We start from the raw sequence: 24,398 nt of genomic DNA on the forward strand, positions 1-24,398 counted from the left end.
TGTGGACCGGGCTGCAAGCCTACCCGCAAAGTCGTCCAGCCCGCGCCGGTACCGGAGGCCGCCCCCGCTCGGTGCCTCGGCCGCGGTCAGCTGCCGGCAGCTTCGGCCGCGGCCTCACTGCGCTGTGCCCGAACGCGCTGTCGCTGTCGCTGTTCCGCCGGGGTCGGGGCCTGGCAGCCGTGCCGATGGCGGATACGGCGGCACGTCGAGATAACCGCCGCCGCGCAGCTGCCCCTGGATGCCGCGCCACCAGCCGGCCTCGAAAATCCCCGGATGCGCCTCGAGCAGGGCCTGCCGCAGCGGCGGCGGCAGCCCGAGGAAGTTCGGGAACAGCGCAGGGAACACGTCGTCCGGCCGCGCGTACAGCCAGTCTTCCAGCGGCCGGGTTTCGTCTTCCTCGCGCACTTCGGGCACATCGCGGAAATTGACCTCTTCCAGCAGGCAGAGTTCGTCGAAGTCATAGAACAGCGCGCGGCCGTGGCGCGAGACACCGAAGTTCTTCAGCAGCAGGTCGCCGGGGAAGATGCCGCTGCGCGCCAGGTCGGTGATCGCCTGGCCGTAGTCGATCACCGCCCGCCGCGCCTCGGCCTCCGGCATTTCGCGCGCGAACAGGTCCAGCGGCCGCAGCCGGCGCTCGGCGTAGCAGTGCCGCAGCAGCACCACGTCGCGCTCGGCGCTGACGGTTTCGGCGCACTGCGTCAGCAGCTCCTCGAGCATGTCCGGCGCGAAGGCCGCGCGCGGGAAGCGCAGGCGGCGGAACTCCTGTGCATCGACCAGGCGGCCGACGCGGTCGCGGCGCGCGACCAGCCGGTACTTGGCCTCGATGTCGGCGCGCACGCTGTCCTTGGGCTCGGCGAAGCGGTCGCGGATGACCTTGAACACCACCGGCAGGTCGCGTGGGGTGAACACCGCCATGACCATGCCGCGCACGCCGTCGGCGCGCACCAGCTGCTCGTCCGGCCGCGCGGCGAAGTGGCGCCGGATCTCGCGATAGCGCTCGGTCTTGCCCTGCTTGGCGCGGCCGAGCACCGAGTACAGCTCCGACACCGGCTTGGCCGGCAGCAGCGCATGCAGGAAGGCGACGGCATCGCCGACGCGCGCCAGGTCGGCGTGGAACCAGCTGCGTGCGTAGCCGAACAGCATCGAGACCTGCGCGCGTTCTACCAGGACCGCATCGGCGCGCACGCCTTCGGCCCCGTTCACCAGCGCCACCACCAGCGGCCGCGGCCCGTCGGCGGCCTCGACGCGGCCGACGAGGTAGGCACGGCGCTCGCGGTAGAAGACGGTGTCCAGCAGGGCGATGTCCGGGCCGCGGGGATCGTCGCGGCGGCCCGCATCGTCGGGGCGGCGCGCGTCGTCGTCGGCAACGTTCGCGGCGTGGAGCGGCAGGCGCGAGGCCACGGCATCCGCGATGGCGCGGGCGTCGGCGTCGATATCGCGATGTGGAAAGCCCCGCGCGCGCAGCGCCTTCTGCCAGCGCTCGCAGGCATCCGCGCCGTCGGGCAGCGAATGCAGCTCGCCGGGACAGGCCGGGTCGCCGGCAGCGCCGTCGCCCGGCTGGTGGAACTCCAGCGCCTGCGCGACGCCTTCGGTGAGGAAGAACCGGCGCGACATCGAATTGAACAGCGTGCGCGCCATCGCGGCGTCACTGCGGCCCTCCGTCAGCGCCTCGTACGCCCCGCGCACCGCCGCCCAGAACGGCCGCGAGCGCATGCGCTCGCCCACCAGCGCCTCGAACCGCCCCAGCGCCTCTGGAAGAAAGTCGTCCTGCAGCTCGATGCGCGCCAGTGCGTCCGCCTGCGCTCCGCGCCAGTCGCGACGGATGAAGCGCCGCCGCGCCCGCCGCGTCAGGTCGCCGAAGCGCGCGTCGTAATCCTCGAACGCATCCAGCACCAGCGCGGCCGCGCGCGGCACCAGCGGATCGCTTGTTGAAGAGGCCATGGCCCGAGTGTGGCCCCACGACGGTCCTTTCGCCTCCTCCGTGGGTGTGCGCGCGCTCCGTAGGCGCCTGGGAGGGTTTCGCGAGGGCGGAGGGTGGGTGGGGCACTCCGTGCGCAGGTCGGCTGCGCCGCCCTTGAATGCGCACTGCGACCCCACCCACCCTCCGCCGCGGATCAGCCTGGCAAGCAGGACGACCTGTGGATCGCGCGCGGTAGGCCACCACATACGGCGTTTCGCATCGAAGCGGCACCCCCAACCTCGCGCCGGCGATAGGAGGCGGTGGGGTGGTGGGGTATCCCGAGCGCATTCAAGGGCGGCGAAGCCGACCTGCGCACGGGATACCCCACCGCCACGCCGCGCTACACATCGCCAAAAAATCCAGGCCCCGAAACGGGCAATGCCCGCGACGGGCGTCGCGGGCATTGCGGGAGAACAATGGAGCGTGTGGCGAAGTGTCGTCAGAGGTGCTTGATGATCTCGTCCGCGAACTCGCTGCACTTCACTTCGGTGGCACCGTCCATCAGGCGCGCGAAGTCATAGGTGACGCGCTTGGAGCCGATCGCACCGTCCATCGCCTTGATGATCGCGTCCGCGGCTTCGGTCCAGCCCATGTAGCGCAGCATCATCTCGCCCGACAGGATCACCGAACCCGGGTTCACCTTGTCCAGGCCGGCGTACTTCGGCGCCGTGCCGTGCGTGGCCTCGAACACCGCATGCCCGGTCACGTAGTTGATGTTCGCACCCGGCGCGATGCCGATGCCGCCAACCTGCGCCGCCAGGGCGTCGGACAGGTAGTCGCCGTTGAGGTTCAGCGTGGCCGACACGTCGTACTCGCGCGGACGCAGCAGGATCTGCTGCAGGAAGGCGTCGGCGATGGCGTCCTTGATGATGATGCCGGCGCCCGGCTTGCCCTCGGGAATGACGTGCCAGGGGCCACCGTCAAGCTCGACCGCGCCGAACTGCTCGCGCGCGACCCTGTAGCCGAAGTCGCGGAACGCGCCCTCGGTGAACTTCATGATGTTGCCCTTGTGCACCAGGGTCACCGACTTGCGGCCGTTGGCGATCGCGTACTCGATCGCCGACTTCACCAGGCGCTCGGTGCCCTGCCAGCTGACCGGCTTGATGCCGATGCCGACGTTGACCGAGGTGTCGGTGGCCGGCTGGCCGACCGCGGACAGCTGGTCGTTCCAGGCCTTGGCCTTGTCGGCGGTGCCGAAGCGGATCTTGTCGAAGCCCTTCGGGAATTCCTTCTGCAGGAAGTCGAGCATCTTCTGCGCGTCGGCGCTGCCGGGCTCGAACTCGATGCCGGCGTAGATGTCCTCGGTGTTCTCGCGGAAGATCACCATGTCGACGTCGCCCGGCTTCTTCACCGGCGAGGGCACGCCCTCGAACCAGCGCACCGGGCGCAGGCAGACGTAGAGGTCGAGCATCTGGCGCAGGGCGACGTTGAGCGAGCGGATGCCGCCGCCGACCGGCGTGGTCAGCGGGCCCTTGATGCTCACCAGGTACTCGCGGCAGGCTTCGACCGAGGACTCCGGCAGCCATTCGCCGGTCTGGTTGAAGGCCTTCTCGCCGGCCAGGACTTCCATCCACTCGAGCTTGCGCTTGCCGCCGTAGGCCTTTTCGACCGCGGCATCGAGCACGCGCACGCTGGCGTTCCAGATGTCCGGCCCGGTGCCGTCACCCTCGATGAAGGGGATGATCGGGCGGTCGGGGACGCTGAGTCCCTTTGCGGTCTTGGTGATCGGGCTGCCGCCTGCGGGCACGGCCGGGGTGAAGTCTGCCATCGGGTTCCTCCAGGGAGGCCGCGCTGCGGAGCGCGCGCGGCGAATTCGGACGGTCATTGTCGCGCTTCGCGACGGTCCGGGCAAAGGCGTCGCGTCGCGCGGCGGGCCGGGCCGGGTCCCGCCGGCGGCACGAAAAAGGCGCGGCCCCGGAAGGCCGCGCCCCGTGGCCGCCCAGGGGCTCAGCGGATCTCGAAGTCCCGCGTCTGCACGACTTCGCCGTCGTGCAGGATCTCGACGCGATAGTTGCCCGTCGGCCAGCCGTCGGGCTTGCTGATCTTGAAGGCGGACTGGCCGGTGCCGGTGAAACTGAAGTCACGGCTGGTCTCGTCCACCAGCTGGTCGCCCTCATAGGTCCAGCGCGCGGTCAGCTGGCCGTTCTGCGGCACCGAAGGGTCCGACGAGGTCGTGGCCACCGAGGCATGGATGGTGTCGGTGGGGGTGAAGGTGGTCGTCGGGCTGGCGATGCGGTTGGCGCCGTCGATCTCGGTGCCGAGATCGACCGAGGTCACGCTCACCCGCGGTGCGGGCGCCGCGGCCGGGGTGGCGGCGGGGGCGGGCGTGGACATCGGAGGTGGCGGCGCCACGGGCTCGTCCTTCTTGCAGCCGGCCAGGGCCAGGCTGCCCAGCAGTGCCGCGGCCAGCGCGGTGGTCATCAGGTGTCGGGTCATTGTTTGTCTCCGTGGGGGCTGGTCGTGGTGCCGTCGTCTTCGCGGGCCGCGGCCGGGATCTTCAGCGTCTGGCCGGGCTGGATCCGGTCGGGATCGTCCAGCTGGTCGCGGTTGGCATCGAAGATGCGCCGCCACTCGCTGGCCTTGCCGTACTGGGCCCTGGCGATGTGGGAAAGGGTGTCGCCCTTCTGCACGGTGTACTGCGTGTCGCCGATGACGTCCTCGGTCGAGCTGACCGAAGACCGCACGTTGCTGAAGTCGGGGCGGCCCTCCGCCGGGGCCTCGGTGCTGCTGACGCCGCTGCGGACGTTGCTGAAATCCGGCTTGCCGGTGCCGCTTTTTGCCGGCGTTCCGGACGCGTTGGCGCCGGGTTTGAGCGACAGCGAGCCGGGGTCGTTCGGGTTCTGGGGATTGTTCATTCGGGCCTCCTGCGCCGCGTGAAGCGTCGACAGATATACACCGGCCGCCTGTTAAGGAAACATCGTGCCGGCGTGGAGGTCCCGCGCTGTCGCGGGCCGCTTACTGCCTCGGGTCGCGCCCGGCCGCGGGCTGCGGCATTCCCGGCGTGGCCCGCCAGGGGTTGATGTCGAGCCCGCCGCGACGCGTGTAGCGCGCCTCCACGGACAGCGCTTCCGGCCGGCAGCGCGCCATGACGTCGACGAAGACCTGCTCCACGCACTGTTCGTGGAAGCCGGCGTGCTCGCGGAACGACACCAGGTAGCGCAGCAGCCCGGCGCGGTCGATGCGCGGGCCGCGGTAGGCCAGGCGCAGGCTGGCCCAGTCCGGCTGGCCGGTGACCGGGCAGTTGGATTTCAGCAGTGCCGAGTGCAGCACCTCGTCCGCCATCTCGCCGGCGTCGGCCGCCAGCAGCGCGGGGTTGGGGGCATCGTATTCGTCGCAGTCGATCTCGATGTCATCGATCGATGCCGGCGTCGGCGCGTCCCGCCCGGTCCCGGATGCCGCCGCCTGCGCGTTCCTGCCTGCGCCGGCATCCACCGGTGGCAGCCCGAACTCGACCATGACGGTGGCGCCCGCCGCGGCCGACAGATCGGCGCTGATCCGGGCCTGGACTTCGTCAAGGTCGGCGAAGCGCGTGGAGTTGAACGAGTTGAGATAGAGCTTGAGCGACTTCGACTCGATCAGCCGCGGCGAGTCCGCGGGCACCAGGAAGGTGGCGGTGGCCACGGCCGGCTTGCCGCGCGTGTCCAGCCAGGAAAGTTCATAGGCGTGCCAGCGGTCGTGGCCGCTGAAGGGCAGGGCCCCGGCGGCGATGCCGAGCGCGTCGCGCCCCTGGTCGCGCGCGATCGGAAACAGCAGGGCCGGGTCGTAGGCGCGCGGGTAGGCAACCTCGCGGCCGAGGGGGAGTTCGCTGGTCATGGCGGCATTATCGCCTGCAGGCAACGGCCGCTGTTTCACCCGTGACCGGGGCCGCCGTCGCGGCGGTCGCGGCCATGGCCGCGACCGCGGGAACGGTGGCGGCGCGGGTCTTTGTCGTGCTGGCGATCATTCGCCGTGCAGGTAGTCCAGGGTCAGCTGCAGCATCGCGCGCAGGCCGACATCGAGCGCGGACTCGTCGAGGAAGAACTCCGGCGAATGGTTGCTTGGTGCCGTCGCCGGGTCCTGCCCCGCGGGCGTGGCCCCGACGAAGAAGAACACCGCCGGCACCTCGCGCGCGTAGTACGAGAAATCCTCGGCGCCCATGTTCAGCGGCATGTCGATGAGCTTGCCCTCGCCCGCCACCTTCTCGAGGCTGGGCCGCATGCGCGCGGTCAGCGCCGGGTCGTTGGCGGTGACCGGGGTGCCGGCGGTGTCAGGCACCTTGGCCTCGACCGTGGCGCCGTGCGCGGCCGCGACCTTTTCGGCGACGTTGGCCAGGTCGGCGAACACCGCCTCGCGCATGCCGTCGTCGAAGCTGCGGATGGTGCCCACCAGCTCCACCTGGTCGGGAATGATGTTGAAGCGCACGCCGCCGTGGATCGCGCCGAAGCTCAGCACCACCGGCTGCCTGGAGATGTCCTGGCGGCGGCTGACCACGGTCTGCGCGGTGCCGATGATGTCGGCCGCGGCCACGATCGGGTCGACGCCACCCCAGGGGCGCGAGCCATGCGTCTGCCGGCCCTTGACCACGATGTTGAAACGGTCGGATGCCGCCATCGTCGGCCCGCTGCGCACGCCGATCTCGCCGGCGTTGAGGGTCGAGAACACGTGCAGGCCGAACACCGCCTCGGGCTTGAAGTCGCGGAAAATCCCCTGGGCCAGCATCTCCTCGGCGCCGCCCTCCTCGCCGTCCGGCGGGCCTTCCTCGGCCGGCTGGAAGATGAAGAGCACTTCGCCCGGCAGTTCGTCGCGCATCGCCACCAGCGCTTCGGCCACGCCCATCAGCACGCTGGTGTGGGCATCGTGGCCGCAGGCATGCATCACGCCCACGGTCTGGCCGTTGAAGGTCGTCGTCGCCTTCGATGCGAACGGCAGGCCGGTGGCTTCCGTCACCGGCAGCGCGTCCATGTCGGCGCGCAGCGCGATCCGCGGCCCGGGCCTGCCGCCCTTGAGCACCGCGGTAACGCCGGTGGTGGCGATGCCGGTTTCCGGCTCGAGGCCGAGTTCGCGCAGGTGCTCCGCGACCAGTGCCGCGGTGCGCGTCTCGCGGTTGCCGAGTTCAGGGTTCTGGTGGAGGTCGCGACGCCAGTCCACGACCTTCTGCTGCAGCGACTGCGCCGCTGCGGCGACTTCGGCGCGCTGGGCGTCCTGCGCCAGCAGCGGTGGCGCGGCAAGGGCCAAGGCGAGGGTCAGGGTGGCGAAGGCAGGAACGTACTGCGCGTGCTTGCGCATGGCGTGCGGCATGACGTGACTCTCCCGAAGGTGATCAAGCGAGCTTACTCCGCTGCTCCCCTGTAGGAGCAGCTACAGCTGCGACCGACTGTGCGGGTAGCCGGGTCGCAGCCATAGCTGCTTCTACACGAGGGTTGAGGCCGCAACCGCTCCGGAGCGGCCGCCACGTTCGCGGCCCGGCCCACGGCTCAGGCGGGCAGCGGCGCGACCGCCACCGGACGGCCGCGCGAATCCAGCGCGATCATCACGAAGCGGCCGCGGGTGCACAGCTCGCGGTCGCCGCTGAGCAGGTCCTCGGCGACCAGCTCCACCTCGACCTGCATCGAGGTGCGGCCCACTTCGACCACGCGTGCGATCGTCTCCACCAGCTGGCCCTGGCGGATCGGCAACTTGAAATCGACCTGCTCCGAGCGCGCGGTGACCACCGTGCGCCGGGCATAGCGCGAGGCGGCGATGAAGGCGGCCTTGTCCATCCAGGCCAGCGCGGTGCCGCCGAACAGGGTGCCGAGGTGGTTGGTGTGGTCGGGGAAGACCATTTCCAGCAGGCGCGCCTCGGTGGGTGCATCCGCGGCGGGGCGTGTCACGCCGGGGCCCGGCCGAAGTGCAGTGCGACCGCGTGCGCGACCTGTGCCGGGGCCTGGAAGCCGGGCAGGCGCGCGGCCTCTTCGCCGTCGCGGAACAGCGACAGCGTTGGCGTCTGGCGCAGGCCGAGGTCGCGGAAGAACCCGTCGCCGACGGCTTCCAGCTTCACCTTCATCAGGACCAGGCCCTCGGCGGCGGGATCGGCAGCGAACTTCCGCAGCGACATGTCCAGCATCCGGCAGCCGGGGCAGTTGTCCTTGTTGAAGTCGACCAGCAGCCGCGGGTGGGCGGCGATGGCGGCGTGGAAATCCTCAGGCGATGAGGCGTCGAGCGTTTGCATGTGGGGTGGCCCTGTAGATGTCGGTGTCGAGGTCGGTGCGTGTGCCATGTGCCGGGGCCGGTCCGCTTCCGCGGCTCGGCATCCAATGCTGCCGCCGGGGCTCGCGGCGGTCGCCAGGACCTCGTCGATCCAATGCGTGATCCGCTGCGCGTCGCGCTCGCCATGCGGCATCTGTTCGATCTCCAGGCGCGGGAAGCGGCTGTCGAAGAACGCAGCCATGCGCCGCAGCGCGCCGCAGTAGTACTCCTCGCCCCATTGCGTTTCGCCGGTACCGAACACGGCCAGCCGCTCAGGCTTGCCCACGGCCTCGACCAGCCCGGAGATGAAGCGCTTCATCTCCGGCGGCGTACGCCCGGCGTTGTCGGTCCAGGCGCCGAGAAGGTAGAGGTCGTGGTGGGGGTCTGTTGCGGCCTCGGCCAGCGACCGGATGTCGGTCTCGACCCAGGTCACCGCGTGGCCCAGCGCTTCGCAGCGCGCCCCTACCGTGCGCGCGAGGTCGCGGGTGTTGCCGCTCAGCGATGCGTAGGCGATCAGGATGCGCATGCCCATGCTCCAATGGTAAGAGCGGCCATGGCCGCGATCGCAGCTATAGCTGCTCCCACAGTCCAGGTTCAAAGATCGTCGAAACCATTGTCGACGTTGGTCTTCTTGTAGCTGGCATTGCGCATCTCGAAGAAGTCGGTCTTGGTCTCGGTGAAGTTGTCGGCATAGGCCTTGATCCACGGCATCACGTTCTCGGTGGCGTCCGAGTACAGCTTCTCGATGCCCAGCATTCCGGCCATCTTGTTGGCGCGGTACTTCACGTAGCGGACCATCTCGTCGACGTCGATGCCGTCGATGCCGTCCAGCACCTCGCCGGTCCACTGCACTTCCAGCTCGATGGCGTGCTCGAAGGCGCTGTGCACGTAGGCGGTCAGCTCGTCGGTCTGCAGCTCCGGGTTCTCGCCGACGATGGCGCGGATCAGCTCGCTGATGAACTTGGTATGCGCCAGTTCGTCGCGGTTGATGAAGCTGATGATCTTGCCGGTGCCGGTCATCCGGTTCTGGCGCACCAGGTTGTAGAAGTAGGCGAAGCCGGAATAGAAGTTGATGCCCTCGAGGATCGAGGACTGGATCAGCGAACGCAGCAGGGTCTCGGCGGTCTTCTCGCGCATGAAGTCGTCGTAGGACCCCATGATCGGCGCATTGCGCTTCTGGATCGTCGGGTGCGTGCGCGCGATCTCGAACACACGATTCTGGTTGGCCAGGTCGGTGATCGAGGCGAGCACGTAGCTGTAGCTCTCGTTGTGGATCACTTCCTGCTGGCCGATGATCGCGGCGTTGGCGTGCGCCGCCGGATCGGTGATGTATTCGGCGACGTTGTAGATGAAGCGCGTCTGTGGCGAGTCCAGCGTCGCCAGCAGCCCGATGATCGAATCGTAGGCGTTCTTTTCGCGCGCCGAGAGCTCGCCGTACTGCCTGGCGTCGGCCTTCATGTCGACCTCGTCCGGGATCCAGAAGTTGGTCGAGAGCTCCTTGTAGGCGCGGTAGAACGACGGATACGGAATGTCGTTCCAGTTGAGGATGCCGCTGGTGCGGCCGTTGATGATCCCGGTGGAGCGGTTGGGATGGCGCGGCTCGAGGATCCGGATGCGGTCGAGCGGCGTGGACGTGGTCGGTGCGGTGGCGGACATGGTGGTTCCCTGTGTGTGGGAGCGGCTATAGCCGCGATCGGACGCTGCGACGAGGGTGGTATCGCGGCTGTAGCCGCTCCCACGGGATCAGCTCGAACACCATTCGCACTCGGCGATGTCGATGTCGTTCGAGCGCACGTAGTACGTCGTCTTCATGCCTTCGCGCCACGCGCTCATGTGCAGCTCCAGCAGGGTGCCGGCGCGGATGGTGCTGGGCACGTAGAAGTTGAAGCTGATCGACTGGTCGACGTGGCGCTGGCGGCGCGCGTTCTGGCGCACGCTTGCGAACTGGTCGACCCGGTAGGCGCCCTTCTCGTAGTAGGGCCAGGTCTCCAGCGACAGCCCGGGCGCGGCCACCGGGCGGCGGTAGTCCTTCTTTTCCTCGTAGTAGAACGCGGAGTAGACCGGGTCGATCGACGCGGTGCTGCCGGCGATCTGCGCGGTGGACATGTTGGGCGCCACGGCCATCAGCCAGCCGTTGCGGACGCCGTTCACCGCCACCTGAGCGGCCAGCTCCAGCCACTGCGGGCTGCTGTAGTCACGGTCGCGGAAGTAGGCGCCGTTGTGCCAGTCGCTGCCCTCGAACACGGGGTAGGCGCCCTTCTCCTTCGCCAGCGCCATGCTCGCCTGCACGGTCAGGAAGTTGATGCGCTCGTACAACGTGTCGCTGTAGTCCTCGGCGTCGACCGAGTTCCAGTCGAGGCCCTTCTGCGCCAGCAGGTGGTGCCAGCCGAAAGTGCCCAGGCCGATGGCCCGGTACTTGCGGTTGGTGATCGTGGCCTGCGGCACCGGCAGCAGGTTCAGGTCGATGACGTTGTCGAGCATGCGCACCTGGATCGGGATCAGCCGTTCCAGCACGTCGGTGATCAGGTCGCCCTGGCCGCCCTGGGGCACGATCGCGCGGCCCAGGTTCACGGACGACAGGTTGCAGACCACGAAGTCTCCGGCCTGCTTCGTCGTCACGATCTGGTTGCCGCTGATGATCTCCTGCATCAGCCGCGTCGGGCTCATGTTCTGCAGGATCTCGGTGCAGAGGTTGGACGAATACACCATGCCGGCGTGCTTGTTCGGGTTCTTCCGGTTGACCTCGTCGCGGTAGAACATGAAGGGGTTGCCGGTCTCGAGCTGGCTGACCATCAGCCGTTTGAAGATGTCGATGGCCTTGATCGTCTTGCGCGCGATGCGTTCGTCGGCGACGACCTCCTCGTACTTCGCCCGGAAGGTGCCCTCGCCTTTCTTCTCGTCGAAGAAGTCCTGCAGATACCAGCCCTTGATGCGGTGCACCTCGTGCGGGTCGAACAGGTACCAGTCGCCGCGGCGCTCGACCGCCTCCATGAAGATGTCGGGGATGCAGACGGACGTGAACACGTCGTGCGCGCGCAGGCGCTGGTCGCCGTTGTTGAGGCGCAGGTCGAGGAAGGCCTCGATGTCGCGGTGCCAGACGTCCAGGTACACGGCCACCGCGCCCTTGCGCTGGCCGAGCTGGTCGACCGACACCGCGGTGTTGTTGAGCTGCTTGATCCACGGCACCACGCCGCCGGAAGAATTCGGCACGCCCCGGATCGCCGAACCCGACGCACGCACGTAGCCCATGTACGCGCCCACGCCGCCGCCGCCCTTGGACACGCGCGCGATATCGGTGTTGGAGTCGTAGATGCCCTGCAGCGAGTCGCCGACGGTGTCGATGAAACACGAGGACAGCTGGCCGCCGGTCTTGCCGGCGTTCTGCAGGGTCGGCGTGGCGACCGTCATGTAGAGGTTCGACAGCGCCCAGTAGGCCTCGCCGACCAGCTGCATGCGCCGTTCGCGCCCGCCCTTGCCGGTGCCGGCCTCGTCCTGCATCAGGTACAGCGCGATCGTCAGCCAGCGCTCCTGCGGAAGCTCGTAGACCTCGCGCGAAGTGTCGGTGGCGAGGTAGCGGGTGGCCAGCAGGTACAGGCCGTTGTAGTTGAACAACAGGTCGCGCCCGGGGTCGATCATCCTGCCGGCTTCCTGCAGCTCTTCTTTGGAATAGGCGCGCAGGATGTCGTTGGAATACACGGTGCGGTCGGCCAGGCTTTCCTGCAGGCCCACGTAGGAGCCGTACTTCTGCTCGACGTCGTAGAAACGGTTGCGGCCGGCGCGCTTGTACAGGCGGTGCAGGTACAGCCGCGCGGCGAACATCTCCCACTCCGGCGCCGCCACGTCCACGCGCGCCTCGGCCTCGCGGATCAGGTGATCGACCAGGTCGTCTGCGTTGACCGCGTCCTTGCGCTCGACGAAGCCGGACACGCTGCGCTTGTAGTCGGCGGCGTCGAGCTGCGGGAATTCGGCATGCACGCGGTCGATGGCGCGCTCCAGGCGGGTGCGGTCGTAGGGAGTCCGGCGGTTGCCCGCCTCCTTGGTGATCCATGTGGCGACGCGGTCGGCGGGGCCTTCCGCGGCGAAGGCAGCTGGGGCTGGAGCCGGGTCGGCGGCGATGCCGTCGTGCTTGTCCATGTGTGTTCCTGGATGAGGGACGCACGGCCACCTGTCCCGCGGCAGGAGGCGGGCGGCGTCATCACGGGATGGACTAGCGGCGTCGCAACGGACGCGCTCCGGATCCGGACGACGGATCGCGGGCGCATGCGCGCTTCACCAGCCATCTCCCCCCGGAGATTCCGCAGCCGGCACCGCGCGATGTGCATGCGCGCGGCTGTCGGCAGGTCTTCGGACTCGTGGATCCGGGAGCCTTTGGCTCCACGCCTCGGTCACCGCTTCCCGGAACCACCGTTCCAGTGCGAGTGCGACCTCGTTTCCACCTACCGCTGCGGGGCAGTGCCGGTTTTCGACCGGCTTCCCTTTTCATCCCGAGCCCTGCGGCGCGGGAACCGACGGCCACAACATAATGTGGTTGCCGGCATCGGTCAACGCTATATTTCGTGGTCGACCTCCTGCGACGGCGGGCGGAACGTGCCGTCGGACATTCCGCCGCTTCCTGGAGCGGCCGGCCGTCAGCGGTGGTGTCGCGCCAGGTAATCGGTCGACTGCATCTCCATCAACCGCGAAGCGGTGCGCTCGAAGGCACCGCCCAGGCGCTCGCCGGCATACAGCGCGTGCGGCGCGGCCGCGGCGGTGCAGACCAGCTTGACGTTGCGGTCGTAGGCTTCGTCGATGAAGGTGACGAAGCGGCGCGCGGCGTCGTCGCGCGTGGCGTCCATCACCGGCACCCTGCCCAGCAGGACGGTGTGGAATTCGCTCGCGATCCCGATGTAGTCCGAGGCCGCGCGCGGGCCTTCGCACAGCGCCTCGAAGTCGAACCAGGCCATGCCCGGGCAGCGCGCACGGGTGGGGATGCGCCGGCCGTCGAGCTCGATCGACCCTTCGCGATGCGCGTCGTCGCCGCCAAGCGCATGCCAGCGCGCGTCCAGCCAGGCGTCGGACCCGGCATCCAGCGGCGCGCGGTAGACCGGCGACCGCGTCAGTTCGCGCAGCCGATAGTCGGTGTCGCTGATGATCTCGACGACCTGGCAGTGCCGCTCCAGCAGGTCGATTGCCGGCAGGAAGCGCGCGCGCTGCAGGCCGTCGGCGTACAGGCCGGACGGTGCGATGTTGGAGGTCGTCACCAGCACGATGCCCTCGGCGAACATGCGATCCAGCACCCGCGCCAGCAGCATGGCGTCGCCGATGTCGCTGACGAAGAACTCGTCCAGCACCAGCACGCGCAGCGAACGCCGCCATTCGGCCACGATCGCCGCCAGCGGGTCGCGTTCGCCGGCATGTTCGCGCAGGCGCTCGTGGACCACGCGCATGAAGCGGTGGAAGTGGGTGCGGCGCTTGCCGTTGCCGCCGCTGCCGCCGGCATCGAGCTTGGCCACCGGCAGCGGCAGCCCGGCGTAGAACAGGTCGACCATGAAGGTCTTGCCGCGGCCGACGCCGCCCCACAGGTACAGGCCCTGCGGCGCAGGCTCGCCGCCGCCGAAGGTGCGCGCGAGCCAGCCGCGGCGCGGCGTGCCGACCACGGCCTCATGCACGCGATCGAGCGCGGCCAGCGGCGCGTGCTGGGCGGGATCGTCGTCCCAGTCGCCGCGCGCCACGCCCTCGCGGTAGGCCTGCGACGGACGCGCCGCGTCCGCTGCTTCAGCCATTGGCTGCCGGCAGGTGGCGTCGCGCGCCGCTCTTGATCGCGCCGCGCAGGTCGATGAGCTTGCGGTGGAAGAAATGGCTGGTGTCGGGCATCCGCACCAGCTCCGGCTCGGCCTTGAGGCGGTCGAGCCAGTCGAAGACGGCCTGCGGGTCAACGATTTCATCGGCCTCGCCCTGGACCACCAGCCACGGCATCGTCGGGGTGGCGATGCTGTCGAAGGCCCAGCGACCGGCCGGCGGCGCGATCGAGATCAGCATCGAGGGCTGCAGCTCCGCCGCCATCGCCAGGCTGACGTAGGCGCCGAAGCTGAAGCCGGCCAGCCAGAGCTGGTCGCCGGGGCGCGTCGCGCGCACCCATTCGGCCACCGCGCGCAGGTCGCCGCGCTCGCCGTCGCCCTTGTCGAATTCGCCCTCAGAGGCACCGGTGCCGCGGAAGTTGAAGCGCACCGTGGCCACGCCCAGCTCGCGCAGCGCGCGCGCGGCCATGGTCACCACCTTGTTGTGCATGGTGCCGCCCTCGGTGGGCAGCGGGTGGCAGATCACGGCGGTCACGGCCGAGCGGGCGACATCGTCGTCAGGCAGGTCGACGGCGACCTCGAGCGCGCCGGCTGGGCCGGCGAGCGTCAGGCCGCCGGAGGCTTCGGGAAATGGCAGGTGCTGGCTCATGGCGCCAATGATAGTCGCCCCGCTGTCCGCGGACGGTGGTCGCAGCTATAGCTGCTCCTACAGTGGCGGGGTGGCTCTTGTAGGAGTATCTGTAGCGGCGACCGCCAGTGTCCGCCCTGCCACGTCCGCAACCGAAGCCCAAGGATCCACAGCGTCCGCAGCCGAAGCCCGCGGTCTATCGCGTACGCAGCCGCAGCCCCACGATCACCGGGTCATGGTCGGAGGCGCGCCAGGGCGCAGTGCTGGTTTCGCCGCCGTTGACCGCCGGATCGACGACGTTCGCGGCTTCATCGGCATTGCTGTGCCAGATGGCGGAATCCTGCAGGCGCCCGCCCAGGGCCGGGCTCAGCAGGGCGTGGTCGAGGCGGCCGGCCTGGGCGTCGTAGACGTAGGTGTAGGGCCGTCCGCCATCGGCGGCGGCCAGGGCGTCGTGCCAGCCGGCATCGATGAAGCCGCGCACGGGATCTTCCATGGCATAAGCGTTGAGGTCGCCCAGCACCGCGACCAGGTCGCTGCCGCTGCCGGTCGGGTCGCCGGCAAGCCAGGCGCGCAGCGCCGTGCCCGATGCGCGACGGGTGGCGTTGAAGCAGGCCTGGCCGTCGCCCTGGTCGAGGTCGGCGCCGGTGGCGTCGCGGCAGCCCTTGGACTTGAAATGGTTGGCGACCACCACGAACGCCGGGCCGTTGCCGGCGCGGAAGGCCTGGGCCAGCGGCGCGCGGCTGAGCGGGCCGAAGGGGCCGGCCTCGAGCGTGGCCGGCCGGCCAATCGCCTCGACGCGATCTGCGCGGTAGATGATGCCGACCCGGATCGGATTGTCGCCGGGGCCGGTGCCGGCATCGACGAAGCGCCAGCGCAGGCCGTCCGGGTCCAGCGTGGCGACCAGCCGGGCGAGGCTGGAGTCGGCGTCGTAGCCGTCGTTCTCAAGCTCCAGCAGGGCGACCACGTCGGCATCAAGCGAGCCGAGCGTGGCCACCAGGCGCGCGAGCTGCGCCTGGTAGTCCTCCGGCGTGCGCGCACCGCGCGCGGTCGGGAAGCCGCCGCCGCGGCCGTCGCCGTTGAACAGGTTTTCCAGGTTGAGGCTGGCCACGCGGACTTCGCCGGCTACCGTGGGTGCCGCCGGACGCGATGCGGGCTGCAGCACCTCGACGTCGCGCAGATGCAGTCGCGGACCGTCCTTGCCGACCTTCAGGTCGCCCTCGGCGGCTTCAAGCACGCCGCCGCTGCGCCAGGTGCGCGGATGGCCGGCAGCCTGCGCGGGCAGGACCAGGGCAAGGCTGCGCATGCGGTTGGCGGTGGCGATCGCGTTGGCGTCTGCACCCGGCAATGCGACCTCGGTCGGCGTCTGCAGGCGCTCGCCGAAAGCGGCGACCACGGTGTTGTCGCGGCCGATGCGGTGGTTGCCCGAGACCACCAGGGGCGCGGTGATGCGCACGCGGCGGCCGTCGTGGATGCTCCAGTCGGCCGGCGGCGCCGCGAGCTCCACTGCGGCAGCGGCAGGTGGAGCCTCGCGGGCGGGCGTGGCAACGCAGCCGGCCAGCGCCAGCGCGGCGGCCAGTGCCGGCAGCAGGAACGGAACGGACAGTGCGGGCGCGCGGTGGCTCATGGCGTTCTCGGGCGAAGACGGGATGCGGAAATGAAAACGCCGCCCGGTGGGGCGGCGTCGACGACCGGTCGGGAGGCCAGCTTACTTCAGGTTTTCCAGCATCCAGTCGACGGTGGCGATGACCTGCTCGTCGGTCAGCGCAGGATTGCCGCCCTTGGCCGGCATCATGCCGGTGGCGCCGGTGAAGCCTTCGATGGCGTGCCGGTGCATGGTTTCGGTGCCCTGTGCGATGCGCGCCGTCCAGTCCGCGGGCTCCAGCTTCGGCGCGCCGGCGACGCCGGCGGTATGGCAACCGGCGCACAGGTTGCCGTAGATGACCGAGCCATCGAGCGTGCCGCCATAGGCGACCTGCGCGGACGCGGCAGCGGCGGCGGCCATGGACGCAGCGGCCTGGGCGGCGGCGCCGGTATCGCCTGCATACACCGCGCCGACAGGCGCGAGCCGGTTGGCGGTGTGCCTGGCGGTCGAGGGATCGACCTCGGTCGGCAGCGACACGTGCACGAAGTAGGACAGGACGATCAACCCGAGTGTCACCACGGTCAGGAAGCCGATCACCAGGGAGAATCGCTTGAGGAAGTCGAGGTCGTAGTTGCGCACGGAACACCATTGACGTGCGTGGCCGGCGGCCACCGCTGCGCTGGATTATAGAGCACAGTCGCCTTGCAACGCAGTGTTCCGGCCTGTTTGCGGGCTGCTGCTAGGATATGCCCTTCGCCGCGCTTCCGATGCCGTCGCCACCAGGGCGATTCCGGGGCGCCCCAAGGCGCAGCTGTTCCAGTCTTTCCTCCCCGGCAAGGGTTTCGCCCGGACCTCTTCCGTCCGGCAGGATGTCCTGCGTGCTGCGTCCCGTTCCGGCCCACATGGCCGTCAACCAGGGAGCATCCGCCTGCCCGTGGCCGACCTCACGTTCTATCAACTGAAAACACCCACCGTCCTGCTGCTGATGCTCGCCTTCTATGGCGGCACGTTCCTGATGTCCACGCGCATCGCGCGCAGGAGCGAGAACGTCGACGGCTACATGAACTCCAACGGCGCGGTGGGTTTCGGCATCTCCGCCGCCAGCATGACCGCCACCTGGATCTGGGCGGCCTCGTTCTACGCCGCCGCCACGTCGGGCTACAAATACGGCATCTCCGGGCCGATCCACTACGGCCTGTGGGGTGCGCTGATGATCCTTTTCATCTATCCCTTCGGCCGCCGCTTCCGCGAGGTCGCGCCCGAAGCGCACACGCTGGCCGAGATCATGCACGCCCGCCACGGGCGCTCCAGCCAGCTGATCCTCGCCGGCTCCAACATCGCCGGCAGCGTGATCAGCCTGATGGCCAACTTCACCGCCGCAGGCGCCCTGGTGGCGATGCTGTCGCCGCTGGACTTCGTGCACGGGGTGGTGATCGCCGGCGTCGGCACGCTGTCGTACACGCTGTGGTCGGGCTTTCGCGCATCGATCATGACCGACGTCGTCCAGGTGGCCGCGATGCTCGGCGCCGCGGCGCTGATCATCCCGCTGGTGTTCTTCAACGCCGGCGGCATCGACGCGGTGGCGCAGGGCTGGGACCGCCTCAGCGCCGAGCAGGCGACGATGTTCTCGAAGACCGCGTTCCTGGAGCAGGGCGCGCCGTACTTCGTGGCGGTGCTGGCCTATGCCATCGGCAACCAGACCATCGCCCAGCGCCTGTTCGCGGTGCGCGAGGACCTGATCAAGCCCACGTTCCTGACCGCCACCATCAGCTACGGTGCGACCGTGATCGGGTTGGGCATGCTGGGCGTGGTGGCGCTGATGGTGGGCATCGAGCCCGCCGGCGGCGACCACAACAACCTGATCCCGCAGATGGCATCGAGCTACCTGGGGCCGGTGATGATCGGCGTGTTCTTCATCATGGTGATCGGCTCGCTGTCGTCCACCGCCGACTCCGATCTTGCCGCGCTGTCGTCGATCATGATGACCGACATCTACGGCAAGAACCTGGCGCGCGGCCGCGTCAACCCGGCCACCATGCTGTGGGTGGGGCGCATCACCATGATCGTGGCCACCACCGCGGGCCTGGTCTTCGCCAGCTTCCGGATCGACATTCTTTCGCTGCTGGTGTTCGTGGGCGCGCTGTGGGGCTCGATCGTGTTCCCGGTGATCGCCAGCGTCTACTGGAAGAAGGTCAACAACCGCGCCTTCACCACCGCGGTGCTGGTGTCGCTGGTCGCGTTCACCGTGGCGCGTTTCGAACTGCTGCCGATCGCGGGAATGTATGCGCTGGTACTCGAGGCGTTCGCGACCGTCGGCGCCGGCGTGGTCCTGGGCTTGATGGCCTTCGGCTTCTTCGGCAAGCGCGCCGGACTGGCCGTGGGCGCGCTGGCGATACTGGCGCTGGCGCCCTTCACCTTCGGCTTCCTGCGCGACTACCCGGTGCTGTTGAGTTCGCTCAACGCCTATGGTGTCAGCACCGTGGTGTGCGCGCTGCTCAGCTTCCGCAGCGACGAGGACTTCGACTTTGCCCTGATCGCCAGGCGCGTGCGCAACTTCGATGACGATGAAGACACCGGCACCGGCGGCAGTGCCGCGGTGCGGCCGGTGCAGACCCCGGGGGTGGCCCGATGAGAGACCTGTTGATGACGGCCTACGTGCTGGTCTGGCCGGTGCTGGTGGCGGTGATGATGTTCATCATGGGCCGCGGCGTGTGGCGCGACGTGCGCCGCGCGCGGCGCAAGGGCGAGGAGCTGGTGTGAGCGTCGCGGTGCGGCGCCACCACGACCCCGTAGCAGCGGCTGCAGTGCTTACGCTTCGCCGGAACTGCCGATCCGCAGCGAGATCTGCGCGATACGCCTGACGATGCTGTCCGTCGCGGCCGCCGCTTCTTCGAACAGATCACCTTCGGCCGTGGCCATGACCGCTTCGAGCACATCCGCAAGCGCTTCCAGTGGCTTTTGTGCATCGACCAGCAGGTGGCGCGGATCCTCGTCACCGGGCGCGCCCGCCGTGGGCGACGCGGACGCTTCGGGGCCTGCCGCTTCACCTGGCGTCCCCTCGCGCGCCACCGCGGGGATGGAACGCTGCAGCAGGCGCGCGCTGGCCCCGTCGCCGGCGCGTTCCAGGCGGGGTACCAGCGCATGATGCGTCGCGGCGATCGCCGCCTCGTGCTGGGCCAGGACCTCGCGCAGCAGCTCGGTCGAATCGATCTGAAGCTGCGGCTGCAGCGGCGCCGCAGTCCGGCGCTCGCGGTGATACGCCCGGCGTCGCCAGCGGCGCAGCAGGGCTGCGTGCCGGAGCTCCTCGCCGCCGAGCTTCTCGGCCTCCGCCCTGATCTGCGCGTCTTGCGCGTGGGCGGCCAGGTAGGCGTAGAGGGAGAACGCGCGCTCTTCGTTCTCGACCGCCACCGCGAAAGCCCGGTACGGCGTCAGCAATGCGCTTCCGGATATCTCGTCCCAGGAGCTGGACAGGTCGGCCGGCAGGAGCCATTCGTAATCGTCCGCTGCAACCGCAGGCTCGCCAACCGAAGCAGCCCATCGATCGACGGCCGCCACGTGGCTGCGCTCCTCTTCCAGCATTGCTCGAAACGCCGCGGCGGTCGCGGGCTCTCCGCGACGGTCCATCAGCTCCGCGAGCAGTGCGTAACGCCGGACCGCTTCGTCCTCGATGGCCTTTGCGATCCCCACCAGCGTGGGCATGTCGACCACGTCGATGCCGGGATCGGCGCGCAGCCGCGACCGTCGCCGCGCGCGTTCCACGGACCCGAAGCGGCGTTGGTCGCCACTGTCCCGGCCGAGCGAAAGCGGGTCGGTCGTATCGCTGTCGGGACGTGTTCGACCCATTTCAAAACCCCGCTTATACTCCGCGTGGACGAAGCCGCGCATGTTGACACCAGCAGTGCGGCGTCATCATCCCATACGCACCGCGAGGAGTGGATCTTGGGGCATCCCCCCGGCATGGCGTGGCGCGTTGTGCTTGCCATGGTCCTGTTGACTGCGATGTCGTGGCTGCCGGCGGTCGCGCAGTCGGCGGCCACTTTCGACACGTTCGTGAACCAGGTCACGCCCGGTGAACTGGTGCCAGGCGCCGACCGCTTCGGGCCGACCCGGGAGTCGCCGCCGGTCGCGCAGGTGTTCCGCGGCGACCAACTGGCTGGCTACGCCTACCTGAACACGCAGTACGTCAACGCGAACGGATATTCCAGCAAGCCGATCCACATCCTGGTCGGGCTCGACACGGCCGGCACCATCACCGGCATCAGGATGGTCGCGCACAGTGAACCGATCGTGTTGATCGGCATACCCGAGCAGCGCGTCGTCGATTACCTGGCTCCTTTCGTCGGCTACAACCCGCTGCAGGCCGCCGCCACGGGAGCCGGGCCACCGCGTGTGGACCTGGTGAGCGGCGCCACCGTGACCGTGCTGGTGATGGGGGAAAGCGTCACGAGATCGGCAGCGCGGGTGGCCCGCCTGCTGGGCCTGGACGGCGGCCAGCCGGCTGCGGCCGCGGCTGCGGGCGAGGCGCCGCAAGCCCGCGCCGTGGACGCGGAGGCCGGCTCGATCGCCGGCTGGCAGGAACTGCTCGACGAGGGCGCGGTCTCGCACCTGCACCTGACCGTAGGCGAGGTCAACGACAGCTTCGCCGAAGCCGGCGACCCGGAGGCCGCGCGGCGTCCGCAGGCCGGCGCGCCGGACGATCCGTTCATTGATCTTTACGTGGCGCTGGTGTCGCAGCCGGCAATCGGACGCAGCCTGCTGGGCGAAAGCGAATACGCCAGCATGCTGCGGATGCTGGCGCCTGGCCAGCAGGCCATCCTGGTCGGCGGGTCAGGCATCTATTCGTTCAAGGGGTCCGGGTATGTCCGCGGCGGCATCTTCGACCGCATCGAGCTGATCCAGGGTGCCGAGACGATCCGCTTCCGTGACCAGTTCCATCGGCGCGTGGGTGCCCTCGGGGCCGAGGGCGCGCCTTCGTTGAGGGAAATCGGGATCTTCGTCATTCCGGACGGCAGCGAGTTCGATCCGGCGCAGCCCTGGCGCCTGCAGCTGCTCGTGCAGCGGGCGACCGGTGCGTTGACCAAGGCCTTCGTGTCCTTCGACCTGCCCTATTCGATCCCTGCGCAATACACCACGAGCGGTTCCGCACCGGGGTTGGACCCCGCCTCCGCAGCCGGCACGCTGCCCACGGCCGGGCTGGGCGCCGGCACGGGGTCCCACGCGTTCCTCGAGGAGGACACCGATCCCCTGTGGAAACGGATGTGGCAGAGCAAGACCGTCTCCATTGCCGTGCTCGGCGTGATGCTCATCGCGCTGACCCTGATCTTCTTCTTCCAGGATGCCCTGGTGAAGCGCGAGCTGCTCTTCGACCGGATCCGCCTGGCCTACCTCGTGGTCACCCTGTTCTGGCTGGGCTGGGTGGCCCAGGCCCAGCTGTCGGTGGTCAACGTCCTGACATTCGCGACCTCGCTCCGCGATGGTTTCAACTGGTCCTCGTTCCTGGTCGATCCGCTGATCTTCATCCTGTGGTGTTCGGTCGCGGTGGCGCTGATCTTCTGGGGACGCGGGGCGTTCTGCGGCTGGCTGTGCCCTTTCGGTGCCCTGCAGGAGCTGACCAACCGGGTCGCCAAGGCGCTGAAGGTGCCGCAGCTGAAGATCCCGTGGGGCGTCCACCAGCGCATGTGGCCGATCAAGTACATCATCTTCCTGGTCCTGTTCGGCGTTTCGCTGGGGTCGCTGGCCTTCGCCGAGCAGCTGGCGGAAGTCGAGCCCTTCAAGACCGCGATCATCCTTCGCTTCATGCGCGAGTGGTGGTTCGTGCTGTTTGCCGTGGCCCTGATCGTCGCCGGGCTCTTTGTCGAGCGCTTCTTCTGCCGGTACCTGTGCCCGCTTGGCGCTGCGCTTGCGATCCCCGGGCGCATGCGGATGTTCGACTGGCTCAAGCGCTACCGCGAGTGCGGCAACCCGTGCATGCGCTGTTTCAAGGAATGCCCAGTGGAAGCGATCCACCCGGAAGGCCACATCAATCCGAACGAGTGCATCTCGTGCCTGCACTGCCAGGTGCTGTACCACAGCGATACCAAGTGCCCGGTCCAGATCCAGCGCCGGCTCAAGCGCGAAAGGCGCGCGGCGGCCTCGAAGTCAATACCGCTGGCGGTGCTGCCGGCAGACGGCGACCAGACCGCAGCAGCCGATGCCAGTCAGTGAATCCCGCTGCATGGATCCAATTCCCAATGGAGAAACGAACGTGAGTGACGACAAGAGCAAATCGATCGACCCGGCGGCCGACACGTCGCTGCCGAATTCCGGCCGGAGGGCGATGCTGACGGGCAGCGTGGCTCTGGCAGCCGGCGCTGCCGCCACCGGCCTCCTGGCCGGCTGCGGCGACAGGAGCGCGTCCGGCAACGGCACCGGCGCGGCGGCCGGCGCGCCGCCCGCGGGCGGCGGCACGGCCACGTCGGATGCGGCGGCCAAGATCCACATCGCACCCGGCGAACTCGACGAGTACTACGGATTCCTTTCCGGCGGGCAGAGCGGCGAACTGCGCATCATCGGCATGCCGTCGATGCGCGAGCTGATGCGGATCCCGGTGTTCAACCGCTGCAGCGCCACCGGCTGGGGCCAGACCAACGAGAGCCTCAAGGTGCTCACCGAAGGCCTGACGCCGCAGACGAGGGAATTCCTCAGCACCCGCGGCGGGACCCACTTCAACGGCGACCTGCACCACCCGCACATGTCGTTCACCGAAGGCAAACACGACGGCCGCTACGTGTTCATGAACGACAAGGCCAACACGCGGGTCGCGCGCGTGCGCTGCGACGTGATGAAGACCGACAAGATCCTCGAGCTGCCGAACCAGCACACCGTGCATGGCATGCGCCTGCAGAAGTACCCGAAGACCGGCTATCTGTTCTGCAACGGCGAAGACAGCGTGCCGCTGCAGAACGACGGCACCAACTTGAATGACCTGGAGCAATACCGCTACATCTTCACCGCGGTCGATGGCGACACGATGCAGGTTGCCTGGCAGGTCATGGTCAGCGGCAACCTGGACAACGTCGATGCCGATTACGACGGCCTGTACGCGTTCGCGACCAGCTACAACTCCGAGGAAGGCATGACGCTGGCGGAAATGTCCGCCGCCGAGCAGGACCACGTCGTCATCTTCGACATCAAGGCGATCGAGGCCGCGGTGGCGAACGGCGAGGCCGAGATGATCAATGGCGCACCGGTCCTGGATGGCCGCAAGCAGGCGAACTCGGCGTTCACCCGCTACGTTCCGGTGTCCAACAGCCCGCACGGCATGAACATGGCGCCCGACCGCATCCACGCCGTCGCCAACGGCAAGCTGTCGCCGACCGTCACCGTGTTCGACGTGCGCAAGTTCCCCGAGCTGTTCGCCGGCACCATCCAGCCGCGCGACACGGTGGTGGCCGAGCCCGAACTCGGCCTGGGTCCGCTGCATACGGCGTTCGACGGGCGCGGCAATGCCTACACCACGCTGTTCATCGACAGCCAGTTGGTGAAGTGGAATATCGAGAAGGCCGTGCAGCTGTTCAACGGCGAGGACGTCGACCCGATCATCCAGAAGCTTGACGTGCAATACCAGCCCGGCCACAACCACACCTCGATGGGCGAGAGCCTGGAAGCCGATGGCAAGTGGCTGATGTCGCTCAACAAGTTCTCCAAGGACCGGTTCCTCAACGTGGGACCGCTCAAGCCCGAGAACGACCAGCTGATCGACATCTCCGGCGACGAGATGGTCCTGGTGCACGACGGCCCTTCGTTCGCCGAGCCGCATGACATCGAGATCATCCACCGTTCCAAGGTCAACCCGGTCAACGTCTGGGACCGCAACGACCCGATGTGGGAAGACGCGCGCCGGCAGGCCGCGACGGATGGCGTCACCCTCGAGGCCGCGGCGCAGGTGATCCGCGACGGCAACAAGGTCCGTGTCTACATGACCTCGGTGGCGCCGGCGTTCAGCCTGACCGACTTCACGGTCAAGCGGGGGGATGAAGTGACCGTGTACGTGACCAACAACGACAGCGTGGAAGACCTCACGCACGGCTTCACGATCGTCAACTACGGCGTGGCCATGGAAATCGGTCCGCAGGCCACGGCGTCGGTCACCTTTACCGCCGACCGCCCGGGCGTGTACTGGTACTACTGCCAGTGGTTCTGCCACGCCATGCATATGGAAATGAAGGGGCGGATGCTGGTCGAGGCCTGAGCGGATGCGGTACCTGC

At 68.8% G+C, this 24,398-nt stretch carries 19 protein-coding genes, 1 pseudogene and 1 riboswitch; of the genes and pseudogenes, 4 read left to right on the forward strand and 16 right to left on the reverse strand.

What is annotated here, in order from left to right:
- Positions 1-114 precede the first annotated feature (114 nt).
- The 15 genes and pseudogenes from aceK to WCD84_RS04240 all read right to left on the reverse strand — a co-directional run bounded on the left by aceK (position 115) and on the right by WCD84_RS04240 (position 16,790).
- A complete protein-coding gene (gene aceK, locus WCD84_RS04170; RefSeq protein ID WP_343280532.1) occupies positions 115-1,941 on the reverse strand; it encodes a bifunctional isocitrate dehydrogenase kinase/phosphatase in 1,827 nt (608 codons plus the stop codon).
- 458 nt (positions 1,942-2,399) lie between these two features.
- Positions 2,400-3,728 (reverse strand): isocitrate dehydrogenase (NADP(+)), encoded by a 1,329-nt coding sequence (icd, locus tag WCD84_RS04175; protein ID WP_343280533.1) that lies wholly within the window; start codon positions 3,726-3,728, stop codon positions 2,400-2,402.
- Positions 3,729-3,907: 179 nt separating this feature from the next.
- Positions 3,908-4,396 carry a hypothetical protein gene (locus tag WCD84_RS04180; protein WP_343254545.1) on the reverse strand — a complete coding sequence of 163 codons (489 nt, stop codon included), beginning with the start codon at positions 4,394-4,396 and terminating at the stop codon, positions 3,908-3,910.
- Positions 4,393-4,779, reverse strand: coding sequence for a LysM peptidoglycan-binding domain-containing protein (locus WCD84_RS04185; protein ID WP_343280579.1), 387 nt, complete (start codon positions 4,777-4,779; stop codon positions 4,393-4,395). The genes WCD84_RS04180 and WCD84_RS04185 overlap by 4 nt, the downstream gene beginning before the upstream one ends.
- Positions 4,780-4,915: 136 nt before the next feature.
- Positions 4,916-5,812, reverse strand: a complete 897-nt coding sequence (queF, locus tag WCD84_RS04190) for an NADPH-dependent 7-cyano-7-deazaguanine reductase QueF (RefSeq protein ID WP_449280060.1) — start codon at positions 5,810-5,812, stop codon at positions 4,916-4,918.
- A gap of 87 nt (positions 5,813-5,899) precedes the next feature.
- Entirely contained in the window at positions 5,900-7,237 is a 1,338-nt protein-coding gene (locus WCD84_RS04195; protein ID WP_343280535.1) for an amidohydrolase, read from the reverse strand.
- Between the two features lie 176 nt (positions 7,238-7,413).
- Positions 7,414-7,761: an acyl-CoA thioesterase gene (locus WCD84_RS04200; RefSeq protein WP_343280580.1), complete on the reverse strand. Its 348-nt coding sequence runs from the start codon at positions 7,759-7,761 to the stop codon at positions 7,414-7,416.
- 44 nt (positions 7,762-7,805) lie between these two features.
- Positions 7,806-8,147: a thioredoxin family protein gene (locus WCD84_RS04205; protein WP_343254551.1), complete on the reverse strand. Its 342-nt coding sequence runs from the start codon at positions 8,145-8,147 to the stop codon at positions 7,806-7,808.
- Between the two features lie 48 nt (positions 8,148-8,195).
- Positions 8,196-8,690 (reverse strand): annotated as a pseudogene (locus tag WCD84_RS04210) (flavodoxin); the annotation flags it as partial.
- 68 nt (positions 8,691-8,758) lie between these two features.
- Positions 8,759-9,820: a ribonucleotide-diphosphate reductase subunit beta gene (locus tag WCD84_RS04215; protein ID WP_343280536.1), complete on the reverse strand. Its 1,062-nt coding sequence runs from the start codon at positions 9,818-9,820 to the stop codon at positions 8,759-8,761.
- A gap of 87 nt (positions 9,821-9,907) precedes the next feature.
- Positions 9,908-12,298 carry a ribonucleoside-diphosphate reductase subunit alpha gene (locus tag WCD84_RS04220; protein ID WP_343280537.1) on the reverse strand — a complete coding sequence of 797 codons (2,391 nt, stop codon included), beginning with the start codon at positions 12,296-12,298 and terminating at the stop codon, positions 9,908-9,910.
- 184 nt (positions 12,299-12,482) lie between these two features.
- Positions 12,483-12,689: riboswitch (cobalamin riboswitch) on the reverse strand.
- A gap of 103 nt (positions 12,690-12,792) precedes the next feature.
- Positions 12,793-13,926: a cell division protein ZapE gene (zapE, locus tag WCD84_RS04225; RefSeq protein ID WP_343280538.1), complete on the reverse strand. Its 1,134-nt coding sequence runs from the start codon at positions 13,924-13,926 to the stop codon at positions 12,793-12,795.
- Positions 13,919-14,590: an alpha/beta hydrolase gene (locus WCD84_RS04230; RefSeq protein ID WP_343280539.1), complete on the reverse strand. Its 672-nt coding sequence runs from the start codon at positions 14,588-14,590 to the stop codon at positions 13,919-13,921. Before WCD84_RS04230 ends, zapE begins: the two co-directional genes overlap by 8 nt.
- A gap of 175 nt (positions 14,591-14,765) precedes the next feature.
- Entirely contained in the window at positions 14,766-16,193 is a 1,428-nt protein-coding gene (locus WCD84_RS04235) for an ExeM/NucH family extracellular endonuclease (protein ID WP_343280540.1), read from the reverse strand.
- Positions 16,194-16,274: 81 nt separating this feature from the next.
- Entirely contained in the window at positions 16,275-16,790 is a 516-nt protein-coding gene (locus tag WCD84_RS04240; RefSeq protein WP_343280541.1) for a c-type cytochrome, read from the reverse strand.
- Between the two features lie 295 nt (positions 16,791-17,085).
- On the opposite strand from WCD84_RS04240, the gene WCD84_RS04245 reads away from it, so the two are divergent.
- Entirely contained in the window at positions 17,086-18,783 is a 1,698-nt protein-coding gene (locus WCD84_RS04245; protein WP_343280542.1) for a sodium:solute symporter family protein, read from the forward strand.
- On the forward strand, positions 18,780-18,911 hold the full coding sequence (locus tag WCD84_RS04250) for a putative transporter small subunit (protein ID WP_343254534.1): 132 nt from the start codon (positions 18,780-18,782) through the stop codon (positions 18,909-18,911). The genes WCD84_RS04245 and WCD84_RS04250 overlap by 4 nt, the downstream gene beginning before the upstream one ends.
- A gap of 48 nt (positions 18,912-18,959) precedes the next feature.
- Here WCD84_RS04250 and WCD84_RS04255 read toward each other — a convergent pair whose 3' ends face one another.
- On the reverse strand, positions 18,960-20,036 hold the full coding sequence (locus WCD84_RS04255; RefSeq protein ID WP_343280543.1) for a ferritin-like domain-containing protein: 1,077 nt from the start codon (positions 20,034-20,036) through the stop codon (positions 18,960-18,962).
- Between the two features lie 54 nt (positions 20,037-20,090).
- Here WCD84_RS04255 and WCD84_RS04260 point away from each other — a divergent pair, with 54 nt between their 5' ends.
- Together WCD84_RS04260 and nosZ are read left to right on the forward strand one after the other, a co-directional pair.
- Entirely contained in the window at positions 20,091-22,355 is a 2,265-nt protein-coding gene (locus WCD84_RS04260; RefSeq protein ID WP_343254532.1) for a 4Fe-4S binding protein, read from the forward strand.
- A gap of 40 nt (positions 22,356-22,395) precedes the next feature.
- Positions 22,396-24,381, forward strand: coding sequence for a TAT-dependent nitrous-oxide reductase (gene nosZ, locus WCD84_RS04265; protein WP_343280544.1), 1,986 nt, complete (start codon positions 22,396-22,398; stop codon positions 24,379-24,381).
- Positions 24,382-24,398: the final 17 nt, after the last annotated feature.

Source organism: Luteimonas changyuni, assembly GCF_039548395.1.
GTDB lineage: Bacteria > Pseudomonadota > Gammaproteobacteria > Xanthomonadales > Xanthomonadaceae > Luteimonas.

What these genes read in the sequence shown, in the direction of transcription:
- aceK (WP_343280532.1), bottom strand. Translation starts at nt 1,941, where the DNA reads ATGGCCTCTTCAACAAGCGATCCGCTGGTGCCGCGCGCGGCCGCGCTG.
- icd (WP_343280533.1), bottom strand. Translation starts at nt 3,728, where the DNA reads ATGGCAGACTTCACCCCGGCCGTGCCCGCAGGCGGCAGCCCGATCACC.
- WCD84_RS04180 (WP_343254545.1), bottom strand. Translation starts at nt 4,396, where the DNA reads ATGACCCGACACCTGATGACCACCGCGCTGGCCGCGGCACTGCTGGGC.
- WCD84_RS04195 (WP_343280535.1), bottom strand. Translation starts at nt 7,237, where the DNA reads ATGCCGCACGCCATGCGCAAGCACGCGCAGTACGTTCCTGCCTTCGCC.
- WCD84_RS04200 (WP_343280580.1), bottom strand. Translation starts at nt 7,761, where the DNA reads ATGGTCTTCCCCGACCACACCAACCACCTCGGCACCCTGTTCGGCGGC.
- WCD84_RS04205 (WP_343254551.1), bottom strand. Translation starts at nt 8,147, where the DNA reads ATGCAAACGCTCGACGCCTCATCGCCTGAGGATTTCCACGCCGCCATC.
- WCD84_RS04215 (WP_343280536.1), bottom strand. Translation starts at nt 9,820, where the DNA reads ATGTCCGCCACCGCACCGACCACGTCCACGCCGCTCGACCGCATCCGG.
- WCD84_RS04220 (WP_343280537.1), bottom strand. Translation starts at nt 12,298, where the DNA reads ATGGACAAGCACGACGGCATCGCCGCCGACCCGGCTCCAGCCCCAGCT.
- zapE (WP_343280538.1), bottom strand. Translation starts at nt 13,926, where the DNA reads ATGGCTGAAGCAGCGGACGCGGCGCGTCCGTCGCAGGCCTACCGCGAG.
- WCD84_RS04230 (WP_343280539.1), bottom strand. Translation starts at nt 14,590, where the DNA reads ATGAGCCAGCACCTGCCATTTCCCGAAGCCTCCGGCGGCCTGACGCTC.
- WCD84_RS04235 (WP_343280540.1), bottom strand. Translation starts at nt 16,193, where the DNA reads ATGAGCCACCGCGCGCCCGCACTGTCCGTTCCGTTCCTGCTGCCGGCA.
- WCD84_RS04250 (WP_343254534.1), top strand. Translation starts at nt 18,780, where the DNA reads ATGAGAGACCTGTTGATGACGGCCTACGTGCTGGTCTGGCCGGTGCTG.
- WCD84_RS04255 (WP_343280543.1), bottom strand. Translation starts at nt 20,036, where the DNA reads ATGCGCGGCTTCGTCCACGCGGAGTATAAGCGGGGTTTTGAAATGGGT.